Here is an 18,287-nt window from a genome sequence, read left to right on the forward strand (position 1 = left end):
ACCCCGAGTTACATCCCATACGGGTATTCCGAGGAGCCTCCATGTTGCGAGATGACGACGTTGTGCTGGTCATCAGCAATGCGCCCGACCTGCTGCTGGCCAAGCGGATCGCGCATGTCCTGGTCGAAGACGGATTGGCCGCCTGCGTGAACCTTGGCGCGCCGGGCCTGTCCATCTACATGTGGAAAGGAGAGGTCGAAGGGGCGGAAGAAATCCCCATCCACATCAAGACCACATACGCGCGCCACGAGGCTGTAGTGCAGGCCCTGGCGCAGATGCATCCCTACGATGTGCCCGAGATCATCGTGCTGCCCGTCATCGGCGGCGCGGCGCCCTATCTGGATTGGGTGCGTGAACAGACGGCCGTCACGCAGAACAAGAGAGACTGATGTTGCAACTAGTCGGTATCGGCGCGCTCCGGCGCGAGTCCCGCGCGTCGCGCGCCTTCTTCAGGCAGTGGTTGGCCCTGTTGGCCATGATGCTGCTGTTGTTGGGCTGGCAGGCTGCCGCGCGCGCCGAGGCCGAGTTCCTGGAGCCCGAGAAGGCGTTCGTATTCAGCGCCGAGATGGTGGCGCCTGAAATGCTGGAACTGCGCTACCGCGTCGCGCCCGGCTACTACATGTACCGCGAGCGCTTTGGCATCACCATCAGTCCCATCGGCGCGGCCAAGCTGGGCGAGGCCGTCTATCCCAAGGGCGAGGTCAAGTACGACCCGACCTTCGAGAAGGACATGGAGGTCTTCCACCAGGACGTGGCGATCCGCGTGCCGGTGGCCGCGGGCGGACAGCCCTTCACCCTGACCCTGACCGCACAAGGCTGCGCCGATGCGGGGCTGTGCTATCCGCCCATGGATAGCAGCGTGAAGCTCACGCCAGTGGCTGGCGGCTATGCGCTGGCCGGACCGGGAGGTATTTCCGCAGCCGCATCCGGCGCATCCAGCGGCCTTGGCGCGCTGGTCAATGCCGGCGACACCGGCCTGGCCGACGCCTTGGGCGGCCTGGGTTGGGTGAAGACCGCCGGCGTGTTCCTGGTGCTCGGGTTGCTGCTGGCTTTCACGCCCTGCGTGTTGCCCATGATCCCCATCCTGTCCTCCATCGTGTTGGGCGGCGCCGCGCAGGCCAGGCCGTCGCGCGGTCGGGGTCTGGCCCTGGCCGCGACCTACGTGCTGGGCATGTCCGTGGTCTATACCGCGCTGGGCGTGGCGGCCGGACTGAGCGGAGCGGGACTCGCCGCCTGGCTGCAGACGCCTTGGATCTTGACGCTGTTTGCCATTCTGTTGGCCGTGTTGGCGCTGGCCATGTTCGATGCCTTTACGTTCCAGATGCCTGCAGGCATCCAGGGCTGGCTGTCGCAACGCTCTGCGCGCATTCCGGGCGGGCGCTACACCGGCGCGCTGGTGATGGGCGCGCTGTCGGCGCTGATCGTCGGCCCTTGCGTGGCCGCGCCGTTGGCGGGCGCACTGCTGTACATCTCGCAGACCGGGGACGTGGTGCTGGGCGGGTCGGCGCTCTTTGCAATGGCCTGGGGCATGGGCGTGCCGCTCTTGATCGTGGGCGCGTCCTCGGGCGCCTTGCTGCCCAAGGCGGGTCCCTGGATGGACGGCGTGAAGCGATTGTTCGGCATGCTCTTGCTGGGGACCGCCTGGTGGATGCTGATCCCTGTGGTGCCGACCTGGGTGCAGATGACGGGCTGGGCTTTCCTGGCTGTGGTTGCCGCGGTGATGCTGCGGGCGTTCGATGCCTTGCCCGATGGCGCGGGCGCCGCGCGCATGTTCGGCAAGGGCGTAGGCCTGTTGCTGGCGCTGGCGGCCGCGGCCTGGCTGATCGGCGCGGCCAGCGGCGGACGCGACGTGCTGCAGCCGCTGTCGCACCTTGCGGCGCGCGCCGATGCGCCCGCAGGCGTGGCGGCCAGCAGCGGCGAAGTGCATTTCCAGCGCGTGCGCAACAACGCCGAACTGGATGCCTTGCTGGCGCAAAGCCGTCAGCCGGTGATGCTGGATTTCTACGCCGACTGGTGCGTGTCGTGCCGCGAGATGGAGCGCTTCACCTTTACCGATCCGGGCGTCGCGCAGCGCATGTCGGGCATGCTGCTGGTGCAGGCCGACGTGACCGCGAACAACGCCGATGACCGTGCGCTGCTCAAGCGCTTCCGCCTGTTCGGTCCACCCGGCATCATGTTCTTCGAGCCGGGCGGCAAGGAGCTGCCCGAGGCGCGCGTGGTGGGCTTCCAGGATGCCAAGCGCTTCACCGAATCGTTGGACAAGGTGTTGCTGCGTTGAGCATCGCAGCCTTGCCGCAAGGCTGACTCGAAATACACAAAGGCCGCTGCGCGGATGCATCCATGCAGCGGCCTTTTGCCGCGTGGCGATATTGGGTTGCCGGTCCTAGCTCTGGCGCGTCGCGCGCACGTCGCGGTTCTGCCAGCCCAGTTCAGCCGAGATCGCGTCGGCACAGCGTTTGATGTCATCGATCAGCGGACTGGTCCAGCGTACGTCGAACACGCCGGCGGCGCCGATGGCGGTGATCACCAGCACCACGTTGCCGTTCGAGTCGAACACCGGCGCGCTCAGGCCGTTGATGCCGGGGATGGGATCGCCCATGGCGCGCGCGACGCCGCGCTGGCGGACTTCGCGCAGGGTCCGTTCGAACTTCTCCGTCTTGCCCAATGAAGGCACTGCGCCCAGGCGCAGATGGTCTTCGTGCAGCAGGCTTTCTATCTTCTTGGGTGGCAGCAACGCCGCGAACACCTTGCCCGTTGCCGTGTTGGTCAGCGACATGACCGTGCCGGTGCGCATGTTGACGTGAATGGGGTAGTTGGATTCGTGCAGATGCACGATGACTGGCCCCAGGTTGCCCAGCACTGCGATGGCGATGGTCTGTCCGGTTCTTTCGGCGAACTCGCGCGTCATCGGGATGGCGATCTTGATGGGATCGAGCCGGTGCAACGCCGCCAGCCCCAGCTGCAGCGCGAGCGGCCCCAACTCGTATTCGCCGGTGTTTGGGTCCTGCCTGACCAGGCCCAGATTGCCGTAGCTGACGAGATAGGCGTGGGCGTTGGCGCCCGACATGCCAGCGGCCTTCGCCAGCGCGCCCAGTGGTAGCGAAGACGAGTGTTCCAGCAGCGCCAGCAGGATCTTGCCGCCGACTTCGATGGACTGGATGCCGCGTCTGCGCGGCGGCGAGGCGGGAGCGTGATCGGCATTGCGCTTGCCGGAGCTGGGTCTGGTGGCCATTTTCTTTTATCGAATGAGGTTGCCTATGTTAGTACTTTCGCTAATCGTGAACCATATTGACATTATCAAATGCGTTCTCTACAGTCCAAAGAATAAGAAGGCTGCCCTGGTTTCGCGATCGGGAGCAAGCCGCCCCAAGGGTATGGAGACAACGTGGAAGATTCTCGTCAATACGACTGCGACGTGTTGGTGGTCGGGTCGGGCGCGTCGGGCATGGCAGCTGCAATCACCGCGGCAACGTCAGGCCTGAAGGTCCTTATCGTTGAAAAAGAGCCGCGCTTTGGCGGCTCCACCGCGCGTTCCGGCGGCTGGCTGTGGATACCGGGCACCTCGTTGGCCAAGGTGCAGGGCATCCATGAAACACCGGACGAAGGCCGCGCCTATCTGCGTCACGAAGCCGGCGACAGCTACAACGCCGAACGCGTGGATGCCTTTCTGGAGCAGGGGCCGCGCGCTGTCGACTTCTTCACGTCGAACACCGAAGTGCAGTTCGACATGCCGCTGGTGTTCCCCGACTATCACGCGGAAGCCCCCGGCGGAAAGCAGGGCGGACGTTCAATGGTGGCGCGGCCCTACGATGGCCGCAAGCTCGGCGCCCACGTCAGGGACCTGGCGCCCGCGCTGCCCGAGTTGACCGTGTTCGGCATGATGCTGGGCTCGGGCAAGGAGATCGTGCATTTCATGCGGGTCACGCGCTCGCTGGCCTCGGCCTGGTACGTGGCCAAGCGCCTGAGCCGGCATTTCCTGGATGTGGCCAAGCATGGCCGCGGCATGACGCTGACCAACGGCAATGCGTTGGCCGGCCGGCTGGCCGCCTCCGCGTTCAAGCTGGGCGTGCCTCTGTGGCTGAACGCGCCGGCCAGGTCGCTCATCATCGAAGATGGCGCCGTGCGCGGCGCGGTGGTGCAGCGCGATGGCGCGACCGTGCGCGTGCGCGCCGCGCGCGCCGTGGTGCTGGCTTCCGGCGGCTTTCCCTATGACATCGAACGCCGCAAGCAGCTGTATGCGCACGCACCCAACGGCACGGAACACTATTCGCCATCGCCCACGGGCAACAGCGGCGACGGGCTGCGCCTGGCCGAGAGCGCGGGCGGGCAGGTCAATACCGCCCTGCCCAATGCCGCGGCATGGGTGCCGGTGTCCGTGGTGACACGCAAGGACGGCAGCCCGGGCTACATGCCGCACTTCATCGACCGCGCCAAGCCGGGCGTCATCGCCGTCACGCGCAATGGCCGCCGCTTCACCAACGAAGGCAGTTCGTACCATGACTTCGTGCAGGAGATGGTGCGCGCATGCGAGGGACAGGGCGAGACCTGCGCCTGGCTGATCTGCGATCACAAGACCCTGCGCAAATATGGCCTGGGCAGCGTGGCGCCGTTCCCGTTGCCCATCAAGCGCTACCTGGACACAGGCTATCTGACTCGCGGTGCGTCGGTGGCGGAGCTGGCGCAGAAGACCGGCATCGATGCCGGCAGCCTGCGCCAGACGGTCGAAGCGTACAACCGCGAGGCCGCGCTGGGCCGTGATCCGCAATTCGGCAAGGGCAGCAAGGCCTACAACCGCTATCAAGGCGATGCGCTGCATGGCCCGAATCCCTGCGTGGCGCCCATCGTGAAAGGGCCGTATTACGCGATCAAGGTCATGATCGGCGATATCGGCACCTTCGCCGGCCTGAAGGTCGATGGCCAGGGCCGCGCATTGAACGAGCTGGGCGCGGTCATACCCGGCCTGTACGCCGTGGGCAACGACGCCTGCAGCATCATGGGAGGCAACTACCCTGGCGCGGGCATCACCTTGGGTCCGGCGCTGACCTTCGGTTACGTCGCGGGCCAGAGCATTGCAGCCGCCGGCAAGGCCGCTGCGCGCGAGCAAGCTGCGGACGCTTCCGCGCAGGCGGCCGCATGAGCGCCGCGACGGCGGGGCTGCTGCAGGGCAAGCTTGCCCTGGTGACGGGAGCGGGGCAGGGCAACGGACGGGCATTGGCGCTGGGCCTGGCGGCTGCGGGCGCGCGCGTGGTGGCGACCGACGTGCAGGCCGATAACGCCATGCAGACGGCAAGCGCCATCATCGCCGCGGGCGGAGAGGCCTGGAGCCACGCGCTCGACGTGACGGACCCCGAGGCATGCACGGCGATCGCGGCGCAGGTGCAGCTGGAAGTGGGGCCGATCGACGTGCTGGTTAACAACGCCGGCATCCTGATCCGCGAAGGCATAGACAGTCCGCGCGCCGCCGAGAACTGGCGTCGCGTGCTGGACGTGAACCTGAACGGCAGCTTCAACATGATCCACGCCTTCCTGGGGGCGTTGCGCGCCACGCGCGGCGTCATCATCAACGTGGGCTCCATCGCGTCGTTTGCCGGGGTGGGCGCGACCCTGGGCTATTCGCCGTCCAAGGGTGGCGTAAAGATGATGACGCAGGCCATGGCGCGCGACCTCGCGCCGGACGGCATACGGGTCAACGCCATTGCGCCGGGTGTCATCGAAACGCCGATGACGCAGTACACGCGGGACGATCCCGCCCGGCTGGCGAACTTCATGCAGCGCATTCCGCTGGGACGGGTGGGACAGCCCGAAGACCTGGTGGGCCCCGCCGTGTTCCTGGCTTCGCCGATGGCGCAGTACGTGACAGGCGTGTCCCTGCCGGTGGATGGCGGCTACCTCGCGGTATAGCGCCAGGCTCCACGGGCGAGGGACAGAAAAAAGAATCATCGACGTGCAGCACATCTGAAAAACACTGGAGACAACGATGAAAGCAGCGGGGATTTTTTCCACCTTGTCCAAGGCGGCCGCCTTGTGCGCGCTGGCCGTGGGCGCGCAGGCCTATGCCCAGGACATCAAGATCGGCTTCAACGGCGACCTGTCGGCTTCGCCGTCCGCGCAAAGCGGGCAGGCCGCGGTGCTGGGCCTGCGCACGGCCATCGACGACATCAATGCCAATGGCGGCTTGCTCGGACGCAAGCTGGTGCTGGTGGTTCGCGATGACTTGTCCCAGCCGCCCAAGTCGATCCAGAACATGACGGACCTGATCGACAACGAAAAGGTCGTGGCCATCGTCGGCCCCACCAACTCGGGCAACGCGCTCGCCTGGAAGCACATCCCGAACCAGAAGAAGATCCCCGTCATGGGCGCCATCGGTTCCGGCACCGACATCACCAAGCCCATGCGCGCAGGCGCCGACAACTACATGTTCCGCGTCGGCATGGTGGACCGCGAACAGGTCGATGGCGTGATCGGCTACCTGAAGAAGAATCCCAAGGTCAAGAACGTGGGCTTCATGATCGAGACGACCGGCTACGGCCAGAGCGCGCTCAAGGACCTGGAGGAAGTGGGCGCGGCGCAGGGCGTCAAGGCCGTCGCGGTCGAGAAGTTCGGCGTGGCCGATACCGACATGACCTCGCAGTTGAACAAGCTGAAGGCGGCGGGCGTGGACACGGTGGTGATCTGGGCGCAGAGCACGCCGATCGCGCACGTGTTCCGCAGCATGGAGAAGATCAACTGGTTCCCGCTGACGCTGACCTCGTGGGCGGCGGACAACATCGCGTTCTACGACACGGCGGGCAAGACGCTGTCGGAAAAGCCTTTTTTCCTGCGCACCATCACCGACAACCGCACGGCCGCGCAGCAGAAGCTGTATGACCGCGTATCGGCCAAGATGACCTCGCCCACCGCGTTCGGCTTTCTGGCGCATGCCTATGACGGCATGAATCTGCTGGGCATGGCGATCAAGCAGGCGAACTCCACCGATGGCGACAAGGTGCGCCTGGCGCTGGAGAACCTGGATGGCACCTACGAAGGCGCGATGAAGACCTACACCAAGCCGTTCTCGGCCACGGTGCATGACGCGCTGCTGGTAAGCGACTACAAGTGGGCGCACTGGCAGGACGGCAAGCTGGTGCCTTACGCGGATGACGTGACCGTCGCCGTCGCCAAGTAGCAGCAGGACAGCGACAGGCATAAGGGGCCATCATGTTGGCGACATTGTTGCAGGCGCTCGTCAGCGGGCTAGCCGTAGGGGGCGCGTATGCGTTGGTGGCGCTGGGCTTCAGCATCACGTTCACGACCACGCGCACGCTCAACTTCGGACACGGGGAATTCGTGTCCGTGGGGGCGTTCATCGGGGTAGGCGCCTTGTTCCTGTTTGCCGGCAAGCCGATCACTACCGCGGCCTTCACAGGCCTGGAACTGAGTGGTTGGGAGTACTTGCTGGCCGGGCTGGCGGCGGTGCTGGTGATGGGCTTGCTGGGCGTGCTGCTGTACGTGTTCGGCGTGCGGCCGTTCGCCTCGCGCCCGGGCATGGCCTGGGTCATGAGCACGCTAGGCTTCGGCATCCTGCTGCAGAGCGCCGCGTTCGCGGTCTGGGGACCCGCGCCGGTCACGGTGCCGGCGCCCTTCGGCGACGAGGTGATCCGCGTGTTCGGCGCGGGCGTGCGCAGCCAGGAACTGCTGCTGCTCGCCGTGGCGGTGGTGGTGATGGTGCTGTTCGACCGCGTCATGAACCGCACGGTGCTGGGCAAGGCGATGCGGGCCGTGGCCGCCAATCCCGCGGTCGCCAACCTGATGGGCATCAATGTGAACGCAGTGATGACCGGAGCCTTCTTCGCCAGTTCGGCGCTGGCCGGCCTGGCGGGTTTTCTGGTCGCGCCGATCACGTCGGCTTCGATATTCATGGGCCTGGCCATCGGGCTGAAGGGCTTTTCCGGCGCGATGATAGGCGGCCTGTCGAATCCGCGCGGCTGCGTGCTGGGCGGCTTCGTGCTGGGGCTGCTGGAGTCCTATGTGAACCTCTGGCAGTCGCAATGGCGTGAAGTGGCGATCTTCGGGTTGGTGATCCTGGTGCTGGCAGTCAAGCCCACCGGCCTGTTCGGCAAGCGTCTGGTGGAGAAGGTATGAAGCGGCACGGCCAGACCCTGATCGCCGTGGCGCTGGCGGCGGCGCTCGCCGTATTCGCCGCCCTGGTGGACAACGATTACTACCTGCGCATCGTATTCATGGCTTGCGTGTACTACCTGTGCGCGGCGGGCGTGAACGTGCTGGTGGGGTATGCGGGACAGAAGTCGCTGGGCCAGGCAGGCTTGTTTGCGGCCGGCGCCTATACGGCGGCCTTGCTGACCTCGCGTTGGCAAGTCGATCCGTGGCTGGCCCTGGCCGCGGCGCCGGTGGTGGCCGGCGTGTTCGGCGTGCTGATCGCCCTGCCGTCGCTGCGCGTTAAGGGGCCGTACCTGGCCATGGTGACGCTGGCTTTCGGCATCGTCATGGAGAAGATCGTCACAGAATGGGTGGACGTGTTCGGCGGCCCTTCGGGCCTGTTCGGCATCATGCCGTTGACCTGGGGCGGCAACCCGTTCACCAACCAACAGTGGGTGTGGTTCGCGCTGGTGCTGTGCGTGGCGACGCAGCTGCTGCTGCGCAACGTGCTGGACGGACGCTTCGGACGCGCATTGCTGTCGGTGCAGGCCGATGAGATCGCCTCGTCTTCCGTCGGGGTGCGCGTGTATCGCGCCAAGGTCATCGCCTTCGTGGTGGCGGCCGTGACCTGCGGCATCGCGGGCGCGCTGGTGGCGCAGCAGAACCAGTACATCAACTCGGATTTCATCGGCTTCAATCTGTCTATCTTCATTCTGCTGCTGGTGCTGTTCGGCGGGGCGGGCTCGAAGGCGGGGCCGGCCGTGGGAGCGATAGCGCTGACCATCATCGATGCGATGCTGGCGCGCTGGCCGTCGGTGCAGCATTTCTTCTACGGCGCGTTGCTGCTGTTCGCGCTGTACTTCATGCCGGGCGGCGTGATGGGTCTGTTCTCGCGCCGCGCGCGCCGGGTCGCGGATGCGCGGCCGCAAGGCGGCGGCAGCGAGGCGGCGGCGCCGGCCATGGCCAAGCCGGCGGTTGCGGCGCAGGAAGAGCTGCTGTTGGTGGTCGAGAGCCTGTCCAAGGCCTATGGCGGGGTGAAGCCGGCGCAGGACATTTCCTTCTGCTTGCGGCGCGGCCACGTGCACGCCCTGATCGGACCGAACGGCGCGGGCAAGAGCACGCTTATCAACATGCTCAGCGGCGTGGTGCTGCCGGACGCGGGCGTGGTCCGCTTCCAGGGCACGGACATTGCGGGCGAGCGGCCGCACGTCATCTGCAAGCTGGGCATAGGCCGCAGCTTCCAGAACCTGCGCCTGTTCGGCGAGCTGTCGGTGCTGGACAACGTGCTGCTGGGCCGCCACAGCCGCATGAAGAACGGTTTCTGGGCATCGCTGCTGGGTCTGCCGAGCGCACGCGCCGAGGAGCGCCGCGCGCGCGAGCACGCCTATCGGCTGGTGCGCATGGTGGGCCTGGAGCATCTGGCCGACACGCCGGCGGGCAGCCTGCCGTATGGCCTGCAGCGGCGCGTGGAACTGGCGCGCGCATTGGCGACGGAGCCGACCCTGCTGCTGCTGGACGAACCGGCGGCTGGGCTGAACCCGCAGGAGACCGCGGAGCTGGGCGAGCTGCTGGTGCGCATCGGCGCATCCTGCGGCATCACGCTGTTGATGGTCGAGCACCACATGGATCTGGTGATGGCGATTTCCGATCACGTGATCGTGCTGGACTACGGCATCAAGATCGCCGAGGGCAAGCCCGCCCAGGTGCAGGCGGACAAGCGCGTGATCGAGGCGTATCTGGGAACCGGCATGGCCTGAGGCCAGGCCATAGGCATAGGAACAGGCCGCAAGACGATGCTGAAACTAGAATCCGTGCAGATTTCGTATGGCGCCATCCAGGCGGTGCGCGATGTGTCGCTGGAGATCCGCGCGGGCGAGATCGTGACCATCATCGGCGCCAACGGCGCGGGCAAGAGCACCTTGCTGAAGGGCGTGGCGGGCCTGGAGCCCTTGCAGGGCGGACGCGTGACCTTCGACGGGCGCGACATCACGCAGGTCGCGGCGCATCAGCGCGTGGGCCTGGGCCTGGCGCTGTCGCCGGAAGGGCGCGGCGTGTTCGCGGACCAGACCGTCTACGACAACCTGGTGCTGGGCGCCTACATCCGGCGCAGGGACCCCGCGGCAGTGGCCGAAGGCGTGGAGCGCGGCTACCGGCTGTTCCCGCGGCTGCGCGAACGGCGCGAGCAGCTGGCCGGCACCTTGTCGGGCGGCGAGCAGCAGATGCTGGCGATGGCGCGCGCCCTGATGAGCGAGCCGCGCCTGCTGTGCCTGGACGAACCCTCGCTGGGGCTGGCGCCTTTGATCGTGCAGGACATCTTCGCGGCGATCTGCAAGCTGCGCGACGACGGGCTGACCATCGTGCTGGTGGAGCAGATGGCCAACCAGGCGTTGGGCGTGGCGGACCGGGCCTATGTGCTGGAGACCGGACGCATCACGTTGAGCGGCTCGGGCGCGGAACTGCTGCGCGACCCCAACGTACGGGCGGCGTATCTCGGCGCGCATTGAGTCCAGGCCCCAGGCGCGATACCATGTCCGCGGCGCCGCGTGGGCGGCGCGTCCCATTTTCCTTCCAGGCCGGCGCCCGTGACGTCCCCGACAGTTGATGCAAGCCAGGACCGCACCGGTCTTATCTATCTTCAATTGATGTTCGTCATGGCCACTTGGGGCCTGAACATCGTCTCGGTCAAGTACCTGACGCTGCACATGGATGTGCAGGCCCTGGCGGCCGTGCGCATCGTCATCGCGTTCATCACCGTCACCCTCATCATCAAGGCCCGCCGGGGCCGCATTCCGCGGCTGGGTCGCGCGGAGTTGGGCTGGGTCGCGCTGGCGGGCTTCCTGGTGGTGTATGCGCACCAGATGGCGCTGGTGACGGGACTGCGGGTGTCCTCGGCCGCGAACGGCACGCTCATCATGGCGACCAGCCCTTTGCTGTCGGCGCTGCTGGCAGCCATCTTCTATCGCGAGAGGCTGACGCTGGTGCGCATTTCCGGCGCCTTGCTGGGCCTCTTGGGCGTGGGCATGGTGGTGGTCGGCAGCGGCGCGCGGATCGGCCTGACGGGCTGGGGCGATGCCATCGTGTTCGTGGCGGTGCTGGTGTTCGTCTGCGGCGGGCTGGTGATCCAGCGCATGTCGCGCAGCATGGATCCGCTGGGCATGCTCTGGTACATGTACCTGGCCGGTGGCCTGATGCTGGTGGTGCACGCGGCGCTGACGCCCGCGACCTATCAGGGCGATACCTGGCAGATGACGTGGTGGCCGTGGCTGGTGCTGCTGTTTTCGGCGGTGATCGCCTCGGGCGTCAGCAACATCGTCTGGAATGCCGGCATTGCGCGGCTGGGCATCAGCCGCGCCGCCTTGTTCGTGAACTGGCTGCCGATCTTCGGCCTGCTGTTCGCGGCCCTGTTCCTGGATGAGCACGTCACGCCCACGCACGTCGCGGGGCTGGCCTGCGTGCTGGGGGGAACCTGGCTGGGATTGCGGCGCGGGGCGCCGGCGGCGGGCCGCAATGCGGCCGCCAAGACCTGATCCGCGGCAAGCGTCGCGGCCGGCCGGTACAGGCCCGGCCGGCGATGCCGCAAGCGCTTAACGCTGGCTCTTCAGCAGCTTCGCGGCTTCGATCGCGAAGTACGTCAGGATGCCGTCGGCGCCGGCGCGCTTGAACGCCAGGAGCGCTTCCATCATGACCTTGTCGTGGTCCAGCCAGCCGTTGGCGGCGGCGGCCTTGATCATGGCGTACTCGCCGCTGACCTGGTAGGCGAAGGTAGGCACGCGGAACGTGTCCTTGACCCGGCGCAGCACGTCCAGGTAAGGCATGCCGGGCTTGACCATGACCATGTCGGCGCCTTCCTGCAGGTCGGCCGCGACTTCGCGCAGGGCTTCGTCGAGGTTGCCCGGATCCATCTGGTAAGCCATCTTGTTGGACTTGCCCAGGTTGGTGGCCGAGCCCACGGCGTCGCGGAACGGGCCGTAGAAGGCGCTGGCGTACTTGGCGGAGTAGGCCATGATCTGCGTGTGGATGTGGCCGTTGGCTTCCAGCGCGCGACGCACGGCGCCGATGCGGCCGTCCATCATGTCGCTGGGGGCGACCATGTCGACGCCGGCCTCGGCTTGCGTGAGCGCCTGCTTGACCAGGATTTCGACGGTGGCTTCGTTGATGACGTAGCCGTTGTCGTCGATGACGCCGTCCTGGCCGTGGCTGGTGTAGGGGTCCAGCGCCACGTCGCACAGAATGCCGAGTTCGGGGACCTGCTTCTTCAGTTCACGCACCACGCGCGGGATCAGGCCGTTCGGGTTGGTGGCTTCGATGCCGTCGGGCGTCTTGAGCGAGGGGTCGATGGCGGGGAACAGCGCCAGCACGGGAATGCCGAGTTCCACGCATTCGCGGGCCACCGGCAGCAGCGTGTCCAGCGAATAGCGGACCACGCCCGGCAGCGACGGCACGGCCTGTTGCAGGCCGGTGCCTTCCGCCACGAACACGGGGTAGATCAGATCGTTGACCGTCAGGGCGTTCTCGCGCACCAGGCGGCGGGTGAAGTCGTCGCGGCGCAGGCGGCGCGGGCGGGATACCGGGAATTCAGGGGAGATGATCTGCGGGTTCATGGTACGACCTTGGGTGAAATCCAGTTTTCTATATGCGCGCCGGCCTCTTCCAGGCCGATGCGTTCGGGCGCCGAGAAGGGGATGGTGTGCAAGGCGCCGATGTCGGCCAGGTCCTTGCGCACGGAGAACACGGTGCGCATGCGCTGGCCGTAGGGCAGCTTGTCGGCCTTGGTCAGCAGCGCCAGCACCGGGCGTCCGGTGGGGGCGATGAAGTTGGCGAGGCGGCGGTCCAGTTCGGTGACGCCGCGGCGGATGTCGATGAGCAGTACGATGCCGACCAGCGATTCGCGGTCACGCAGGTAGCCGCCCAGGATGTCGGCCCACTTTTCCTTTTCGTTGCGGGCCACGGAGGCGTAGCCGTAGCCGGGCAGGTCGACGAGATAACCGATGTGGCCTTCCGGATCCAGGGGGTCGGGCAAGCCGAACATGTTGATCAAGCGCGTGCGGCCCGGCGTCTTGCTGGAGAAGGCAAGACGACGCTGGTTGCACAGCACGTTGATGGCCGTGGATTTGCCGGCGTTGGAGCGGCCGACAAAGCAGACCTCGGGAGCGCCGGCGGCCGGCAACTGGTCGAGGCGAGCCGCGGAAGTGAGGAAAGAGGCGCGATGTAGGAGGGACACGGGTGGCTTTGGATACGGTTGGTTTCGAGCCCTATTGTATAATCCGGCGTTTGCAACAGTGGTCCCCGTGCGCGGAGCCGTCTTTTTTGCTTACTGTTTGGCTTGCTGATCGCTTTATCCGGCAAGCTCGCAGCAACATCGCAGGCAGGAAGGCAAAACAGGTTCGATACGGTATTCCAGGGTGTGCGGGCAGGCGTGGGCGCCTTTTTGCGCCTTGATCGATGCGATCGTCGAGGTCTTCATGAAGCGTGTGCTGTCCCGGATGTTGGTTGCGAGCGGGCTGTTGCTCGGCGCCTCCGCCTTATCTACTACGAGTTTCGCCGCCGAAGGCGCCGCGGGCCCGGTAAAACCAGATGCCGCCAAGGGCGGACAGCTGTTTGACCAGGGTGATGCGGCCAGGGGCATCATCGCCTGTGCGTCCTGTCATGGCGCGGCGGGCAATAGCACCATCCCGGTGAACCCCAATCTGGCCGCGCAGTCCCACGAGTACCTGGCCAAGCAATTGGCGGACTTCCAGATCAAGCCTGGCGCCAAGCTGCCAGTGCGCAATGGCGCGGGCGGCAATCCCACCCCGATGACGGCCATGGCGCAGAACCTGACGCCCGCCGACATGCAGAACATCGCGCTGTACCTGGCGCAGCAGCCGCTCAAGGAGCCCGCCACGGCCGGCCAGGAGAAGCTGGTTGATCTGGGTCAAAAGATCTGGCGCGGCGGTTTGCCGGATCGCAAGGTTCCGGCCTGCGCCTCGTGCCATTCTGCCAATGGCGCGGGCATTCCCAGCCAGTACCCCCGGTTGTCGGGCCAGTTCCCCATGTACATTGAAGAGCAGCTGAAGCTGTTCCGCAGCGGCGACCGCAAGAACGACGTCATGTTCGCGATCGCGGACCGCATGTCGGACGCCGACATCAAGGCCGTGTCGGACTACGCCGCCGGTCTGCGGTAGGCGCCAGCCAGCCACGCGCGCGGCTGGTCCGCGTTCTGCAAACTCAGCGCAGCGGAACCTGGTTCCGCCGCGCGTTGTCTATGAGGGGGGTAGCCGATAGCGCGGCCCCCCTTTTTTCATGAATTCGACCCGTACACACTCCCGTCCTTCCCTGCGCAGCCTGCCCGGCGATTTCTTCGAATTGCTGGGCTCGATGCGTTTCGCCGTCAGCCTGCTGATGTTCATCTGCGTGGCGAGCCTGGTGGGAACGGTCTTGCAGCAGAACCGCTCGTCCAACAATTACATCGACCAGTTCGGGCCGTTCTGGTTCGAAGTGTTCGACAAGTTCTCCATCTGGCACGTCTACAACAGCTGGTGGTTCCTGCTGATCATGGGGTTCCTGGTCGTGTCGACCTCGGTCTGCCTGATCCGCAACGCGCCCAAGATGCTGCGCGATGCCCGTTCGTTCCGCGAGCACGTGCGCGCCAGCAGCCTGCGCGCCTTCCCGCACCGGGTGGAAACCGAAGAGCCCACCGACGTGCCGCAGACGGCCGCGGGCCTCAAATCCCTGCTGGGCCGGCTGGGCTATGCCGTACGCGAACGCCAGGACGCGGACGGCGTGCTGCTGGCGGCCAAGAAGGGCAGCGCCAACCGCCTGGGCTATGTGTTCGCCCACGCGGCCATGGTCATCATCTGTATCGGCGGCTTGCTGGACAGCGAGTTGCCGGTGCGCCTGCAGGTCATGTTCGGCGGCAAGAAGCCCATCGTCGAGAACATGCTGATCTCGGAAGTGCCGGAAAGCGGCCGCCTGTCGGTCGACAACCCGAGTTTCCGCGCCAGCGTGCTGGTGCCGGAGGGCGGTCAGGCCAGCACGGCAGTCGTGATGGTAGGCGACGGCGCCCTGTTGCAGCCCATGCCCTTCACGCTGAAGCTCAAGAAGTTCGTGGTCGACTATTACTCCACCGGCATGCCCAGCCGCTTCGCCAGCGAGGTCGAGGTCACCGACCCGGACACCGGCAAGAGTTTCGACTCCACCATCGAGGTCAACGAGCCGCTGCGCTTCAAGGGCATGACGGTCTACCAGTCCAGTTTTGACGACGGCGGCAGCGCGGTGACGCTGAAAGGCTACCCGCTAGTAGGATCTGACGCCGCTACCTTCGCGGTTGACGGCACGGTGGGCAAGACCAGCGAAGTAACCGCTCACACTGCCCGCGGCGCGCGCAGCATGGGCATCGAGATTACGGCCCTGCGGCCCATCAACGTCGAGGATCTGACCGGGGGCGCGCCCAAGGGCGGCAACCAGAGCTTCGCCGACCATGTCGCGTCGGTATCCGGCAGCGCCGCGGGCAAAAAGAACGAAAACCTGCGCAACGTCGGCCCCAGCGTCGAGTACAAGCTGATCGATGACGCCGGCCAGGCCCACGAATTCCAGAATTACATGTTGCCCGTCGAGCTGGACGGCGCCGCCGTGTTCCTGGCCGGGGTGCGCAACAACGCCTCCGAGCCGTTCCGCTACCTGCGCATTCCGGCCGACGACGACAGCTCGATCGCCGAATTCATGCGCCTGCGCGCGACGCTGGCCGACCCCGCGGCGCGCCAGGAAGCCGCGCGCCGCTTCGCGGAACGCAACAGCCCTGCGGGGACGGATCGTCAGCCGCTACAGACGGCCGCCGAGCGCGCCCTGGAAACCTTCTCCTCCGGCGGCTTGCAAGCCGTGGCGGCGTTCCTGCAGGCCAATACGCCGCCGCAGGACCTGGAACGGGCAGCCGACGTGGTGATCCGCCTGATCGGCGCCAGCATGAACGAACTGCGCGCCATCGAGCGCGAGCGCGCCGGCCTGCCACCCGTGGCCACCGAGGGCCCGGAGGCCGAACGCGCCGCCGTCTGGTCGCGCCTGTCCGTGGCCGCGCTGTCGGACCTGACCGTCTACCCGGCGCCGGTGTTCCTGTCGCTGGCGGACTTCAAGCACGTGCAGGCCAGCGTGTTCCAGGTCAGCCGTACGCCCGGCAAGAACACCGTCTACCTGGGCAGCCTGCTGCTGGTCCTGGGCGTGTTCTCGATGTTCTATATTCGAGACCGCCGCATCTGGATCTGGATCAAGCCGCAAGGCGGCGGCAGCAGCGTCCTGGCGGCCATGACGTCCCAGAAGCGTACACTCGACTTCAACCAGGAGTTTGAACGCTTCAAGCAGGCGCTGCTGCGCCAGAAGAGGTCTTAAGGTTTCCTATGTCCACTACGACCACCACGCATCCCTCCTCGCCGCAGTCGCTGGCAGCCTCGCCGGACCAGCTCTGGCAGGACGCCTTGTCCGAAACCGGCGATGGCCGCGCCCAGCGCGGCAGGCCTGACTGGACCGACATCGTCTTCTTTTTGTTGCTGGCAGTGGGTGCGGGCTTCGCGCTGACCCGCTACAGCAACGCGATGGACTATTACGAGAAGATCATCCTGTGCGGCACCGTGCCGGTGCTGGCCTGGATGGGCTGGTTGTGGCGTCCGCTGCGCCACCTGATGGTCGCCTGTGCCATCGCGGCCGGACTGGCGCTGATGCTGTACGGCAACGACCTGGCCCGCGCCGAGCAGGTGTTCTTCCTGAAGTACCTGTTCTCCTCGCAATCCGCCATCCTGTGGATGTGCGCGCTGTTCGCGCTGGCCATGGTCTGCTACTGGATCGGCTTCTTCAGCCCCACGGCCGCCTGGCTGGGCACGGCGTTGAGCTGGGGCGCGGTGTTCGCCGGCGTCACGGGCCTTTTGGTGCGCTGGCGCGAAGGACACCTGATGGGCCCGGACCTGGGCCACATCCCGGTCAGCAACCTGTATGAAGTGTTCGTGCTGTTTGCGCTGATCACGGCGCTGTTCTACCTCTACTACGAACGCAAGTACGCCACGCGCGCGCTGGGCGGCTTCGTGATGCTGGTGGTGACGTCGGCCGTGGTGTTCCTGCTGTGGTATTCGTTCACGCGCGATGCCGGGCAGATCCAGCCGCTGGTGCCGGCGCTCAAGAGCTGGTGGATGAAACTGCACGTGCCCGCCAACTTCATCGGCTACGGCACCTTCTCGCTGGCCGCCATGGTGGGCTTTGCCTACCTGGTCAAGCAGCACGGCCAGACCACGTCCTGGGCCAAGCTGGCCCCGCTGTTCGTGCTGGGCGTGCTGTTGTGCGCCGAGCCCATGGTGTTCCGCACCGACGGCCTGTCGGCCACCTGGATGCTGTATTTCGGCGTGGGCGCGGTGATCGTGGGCGCCATCCTGCTGGGACGCCGCCGCATCGCAGCGGCGCTGCCCTCGCTGGAAGTGCTGGACGACATCATGTATCGCGCCATCGCGATCGGCTTCGCGTTCTTCACGGTCGCCACCATCCTGGGCGCGCTGTGGGCGGCCGACGCCTGGGGCGCGTACTGGCAGTGGGACCCCAAGGAAACCTGGGCGCTGATCGTCTGGCTCAACTATGCGGCCTGGCTGCACATGCGCCTGATCAAGGGCCTGCGCGGCACCATGGCGGCCTACTGGGCGCTGATGGGCCTGCTGATCACCGGCTTCGCCTTCCTGGGCGTGAACATGTTCCTGTCCGGGCTGCACTCCTACGGCGAGCTGTAGTCGCTGACGGCCTGTTCAGGCCTTCAGCACGACCATCACGGGCTGGGGCGAGTACACCTTGACGCCGGGCGCATTGATGGTGTTCTGCAGGGTCAGGCTGGTCATGCGGACGATGGGCGCGCCGCGCACCAGCATGGTGAACGCGCCCGTCATGTAGCGCGACTGTCCCATGAAGGTCTGCGAGATCAGGCCACCGCCCACGCCGGCGGTATCGCCCAGCGTGACGGGTATCAGCGTGGCCATGTTGTGCACGGGCGCGGCCATCAACCATACATTCCAGACCACGGGGATACCCATGGACGACGTCGCCGTGTCGATGTGCGGCACCGGCGGCACCGGGGTCTTGCAGACGTCGGGTACGCCCACGGCCAGGCTGGGCAATTGGCAGACTGCGAGCATATTGATCTCCTTGTG

General features: G+C 66.3%; 17 protein-coding genes. 12 read left to right on the forward strand and 5 right to left on the reverse strand.

The features are described from left to right. Positions 1-41 precede the first annotated feature (41 nt). Positions 42-389 carry a divalent-cation tolerance protein CutA gene (cutA, locus tag ACZ5YA_RS22975; protein ID WP_059379404.1) on the forward strand — a complete coding sequence of 116 codons (348 nt, stop codon included), beginning with the start codon at positions 42-44 and terminating at the stop codon, positions 387-389. After that, on the forward strand, positions 389-2,278 hold the full coding sequence (gene dsbD, locus ACZ5YA_RS22980) for a protein-disulfide reductase DsbD (protein WP_464091272.1): 1,890 nt from the start codon (positions 389-391) through the stop codon (positions 2,276-2,278). Before cutA ends, dsbD begins: the two co-directional genes overlap by 1 nt. 105 nt (positions 2,279-2,383) lie before the next feature. On the opposite strand, the gene ACZ5YA_RS22985 is transcribed toward dsbD, so the two are convergent. Beyond that, complete coding sequence (locus tag ACZ5YA_RS22985; protein ID WP_118933123.1) at positions 2,384-3,232, reverse strand: IclR family transcriptional regulator; 849 nt, start codon at positions 3,230-3,232, stop codon at positions 2,384-2,386. 213 nt (positions 3,233-3,445) lie between these two features. Between ACZ5YA_RS22985 and ACZ5YA_RS22990 the strand changes: the two genes are divergently transcribed. The 7 genes from ACZ5YA_RS22990 (at position 3,446) to ACZ5YA_RS23020 (ending at position 11,663) form a co-directional block, all read left to right on the forward strand. Continuing rightward, on the forward strand, positions 3,446-5,137 hold the full coding sequence (locus ACZ5YA_RS22990) for an FAD-dependent oxidoreductase (protein WP_240633312.1): 1,692 nt from the start codon (positions 3,446-3,448) through the stop codon (positions 5,135-5,137). Beyond that, positions 5,134-5,901 (forward strand): SDR family NAD(P)-dependent oxidoreductase, encoded by a 768-nt coding sequence (locus ACZ5YA_RS22995; RefSeq protein WP_059379407.1) that lies wholly within the window; start codon positions 5,134-5,136, stop codon positions 5,899-5,901. Before ACZ5YA_RS22990 ends, ACZ5YA_RS22995 begins: the two co-directional genes overlap by 4 nt. A 76-nt stretch (positions 5,902-5,977) precedes the next feature. Then, complete coding sequence (locus tag ACZ5YA_RS23000; protein WP_059379408.1) at positions 5,978-7,165, forward strand: ABC transporter substrate-binding protein; 1,188 nt, start codon at positions 5,978-5,980, stop codon at positions 7,163-7,165. Between the two features lie 32 nt (positions 7,166-7,197). Continuing rightward, the gene (locus tag ACZ5YA_RS23005) at positions 7,198-8,121 is read left to right on the forward strand and encodes a branched-chain amino acid ABC transporter permease (RefSeq protein ID WP_059379409.1); all 924 of its coding nucleotides are present in this window, start codon (positions 7,198-7,200) and stop codon (positions 8,119-8,121) included. Then, positions 8,118-9,893, forward strand: coding sequence for a branched-chain amino acid ABC transporter ATP-binding protein/permease (locus tag ACZ5YA_RS23010; RefSeq protein ID WP_280015342.1), 1,776 nt, complete (start codon positions 8,118-8,120; stop codon positions 9,891-9,893). The genes ACZ5YA_RS23005 and ACZ5YA_RS23010 overlap by 4 nt, the downstream gene beginning before the upstream one ends. 36 nt (positions 9,894-9,929) lie before the next feature. Further along, positions 9,930-10,640 carry an ABC transporter ATP-binding protein gene (locus tag ACZ5YA_RS23015; RefSeq protein ID WP_054457241.1) on the forward strand — a complete coding sequence of 237 codons (711 nt, stop codon included), beginning with the start codon at positions 9,930-9,932 and terminating at the stop codon, positions 10,638-10,640. Positions 10,641-10,778: 138 nt separating this feature from the next. Beyond that, complete coding sequence (locus ACZ5YA_RS23020) at positions 10,779-11,663, forward strand: DMT family transporter (RefSeq protein ID WP_059379447.1); 885 nt, start codon at positions 10,779-10,781, stop codon at positions 11,661-11,663. A gap of 57 nt (positions 11,664-11,720) precedes the next feature. Here ACZ5YA_RS23020 and hemB read toward each other — a convergent pair whose 3' ends face one another. From hemB to ACZ5YA_RS23035, 3 genes are all read right to left on the reverse strand, one after another. Beyond that, a complete protein-coding gene (gene hemB, locus ACZ5YA_RS23025; RefSeq protein WP_118933119.1) occupies positions 11,721-12,737 on the reverse strand; it encodes a porphobilinogen synthase in 1,017 nt (338 codons plus the stop codon). Continuing rightward, positions 12,734-13,357: a ribosome biogenesis GTP-binding protein YihA/YsxC gene (gene yihA / locus ACZ5YA_RS23030; protein ID WP_008169015.1), complete on the reverse strand. Its 624-nt coding sequence runs from the start codon at positions 13,355-13,357 to the stop codon at positions 12,734-12,736. Before yihA ends, hemB begins: the two co-directional genes overlap by 4 nt. Positions 13,358-13,471: 114 nt before the next feature. Continuing rightward, entirely contained in the window at positions 13,472-13,600 is a 129-nt protein-coding gene (locus ACZ5YA_RS23035; RefSeq protein ID WP_255509206.1) for a hypothetical protein, read from the reverse strand. On the opposite strand from ACZ5YA_RS23035, the gene ACZ5YA_RS23040 reads away from it, so the two are divergent. The 3 genes from ACZ5YA_RS23040 (at position 13,599) to ccsB (ending at position 17,873) form a co-directional block, all read left to right on the forward strand. Beyond that, positions 13,599-14,300 carry a c-type cytochrome gene (locus tag ACZ5YA_RS23040; RefSeq protein WP_041656906.1) on the forward strand — a complete coding sequence of 234 codons (702 nt, stop codon included), beginning with the start codon at positions 13,599-13,601 and terminating at the stop codon, positions 14,298-14,300. The two genes, ACZ5YA_RS23035 and ACZ5YA_RS23040, sit on opposite strands and share 2 nt — an antisense overlap. 118 nt (positions 14,301-14,418) lie before the next feature. Further along, complete coding sequence (locus ACZ5YA_RS23045; protein ID WP_464091273.1) at positions 14,419-16,497, forward strand: cytochrome c biogenesis protein ResB; 2,079 nt, start codon at positions 14,419-14,421, stop codon at positions 16,495-16,497. 8 nt (positions 16,498-16,505) lie between these two features. Next, positions 16,506-17,873, forward strand: coding sequence for a c-type cytochrome biogenesis protein CcsB (gene ccsB, locus ACZ5YA_RS23050; RefSeq protein ID WP_464091274.1), 1,368 nt, complete (start codon positions 16,506-16,508; stop codon positions 17,871-17,873). Between the two features lie 15 nt (positions 17,874-17,888). On the opposite strand, the gene ACZ5YA_RS23055 is transcribed toward ccsB, so the two are convergent. Beyond that, positions 17,889-18,272 (reverse strand): DUF4150 domain-containing protein, encoded by a 384-nt coding sequence (locus tag ACZ5YA_RS23055; RefSeq protein WP_059379414.1) that lies wholly within the window; start codon positions 18,270-18,272, stop codon positions 17,889-17,891. Positions 18,273-18,287: the final 15 nt, after the last annotated feature.

The sequence above is a fragment of the Achromobacter sp. JCM 18799 genome, assembly GCF_055395645.1.

What these genes read in the sequence shown, in the direction of transcription:
- ACZ5YA_RS22995 (WP_059379407.1), top strand. Translation starts at nt 5,134, where the DNA reads ATGAGCGCCGCGACGGCGGGGCTGCTGCAGGGCAAGCTTGCCCTGGTG.
- ACZ5YA_RS23000 (WP_059379408.1), top strand. Translation starts at nt 5,978, where the DNA reads ATGAAAGCAGCGGGGATTTTTTCCACCTTGTCCAAGGCGGCCGCCTTG.
- ACZ5YA_RS22985 (WP_118933123.1), bottom strand. Translation starts at nt 3,232, where the DNA reads ATGGCCACCAGACCCAGCTCCGGCAAGCGCAATGCCGATCACGCTCCC.
- ACZ5YA_RS23055 (WP_059379414.1), bottom strand. Translation starts at nt 18,272, where the DNA reads ATGCTCGCAGTCTGCCAATTGCCCAGCCTGGCCGTGGGCGTACCCGAC.
- ACZ5YA_RS23045 (WP_464091273.1), top strand. Translation starts at nt 14,419, where the DNA reads ATGAATTCGACCCGTACACACTCCCGTCCTTCCCTGCGCAGCCTGCCC.
- ACZ5YA_RS23040 (WP_041656906.1), top strand. Translation starts at nt 13,599, where the DNA reads ATGAAGCGTGTGCTGTCCCGGATGTTGGTTGCGAGCGGGCTGTTGCTC.
- ACZ5YA_RS23020 (WP_059379447.1), top strand. Translation starts at nt 10,779, where the DNA reads ATGTTCGTCATGGCCACTTGGGGCCTGAACATCGTCTCGGTCAAGTAC.
- ACZ5YA_RS22990 (WP_240633312.1), top strand. Translation starts at nt 3,446, where the DNA reads ATGGCAGCTGCAATCACCGCGGCAACGTCAGGCCTGAAGGTCCTTATC.
- ACZ5YA_RS23015 (WP_054457241.1), top strand. Translation starts at nt 9,930, where the DNA reads ATGCTGAAACTAGAATCCGTGCAGATTTCGTATGGCGCCATCCAGGCG.
- hemB (WP_118933119.1), bottom strand. Translation starts at nt 12,737, where the DNA reads ATGAACCCGCAGATCATCTCCCCTGAATTCCCGGTATCCCGCCCGCGC.
- ACZ5YA_RS23035 (WP_255509206.1), bottom strand. Translation starts at nt 13,600, where the DNA reads ATGAAGACCTCGACGATCGCATCGATCAAGGCGCAAAAAGGCGCCCAC.
- cutA (WP_059379404.1), top strand. Translation starts at nt 42, where the DNA reads ATGTTGCGAGATGACGACGTTGTGCTGGTCATCAGCAATGCGCCCGAC.
- dsbD (WP_464091272.1), top strand. Translation starts at nt 389, where the DNA reads ATGTTGCAACTAGTCGGTATCGGCGCGCTCCGGCGCGAGTCCCGCGCG.
- ccsB (WP_464091274.1), top strand. Translation starts at nt 16,506, where the DNA reads ATGTCCACTACGACCACCACGCATCCCTCCTCGCCGCAGTCGCTGGCA.
- ACZ5YA_RS23005 (WP_059379409.1), top strand. Translation starts at nt 7,198, where the DNA reads ATGTTGGCGACATTGTTGCAGGCGCTCGTCAGCGGGCTAGCCGTAGGG.
- ACZ5YA_RS23010 (WP_280015342.1), top strand. Translation starts at nt 8,118, where the DNA reads ATGAAGCGGCACGGCCAGACCCTGATCGCCGTGGCGCTGGCGGCGGCG.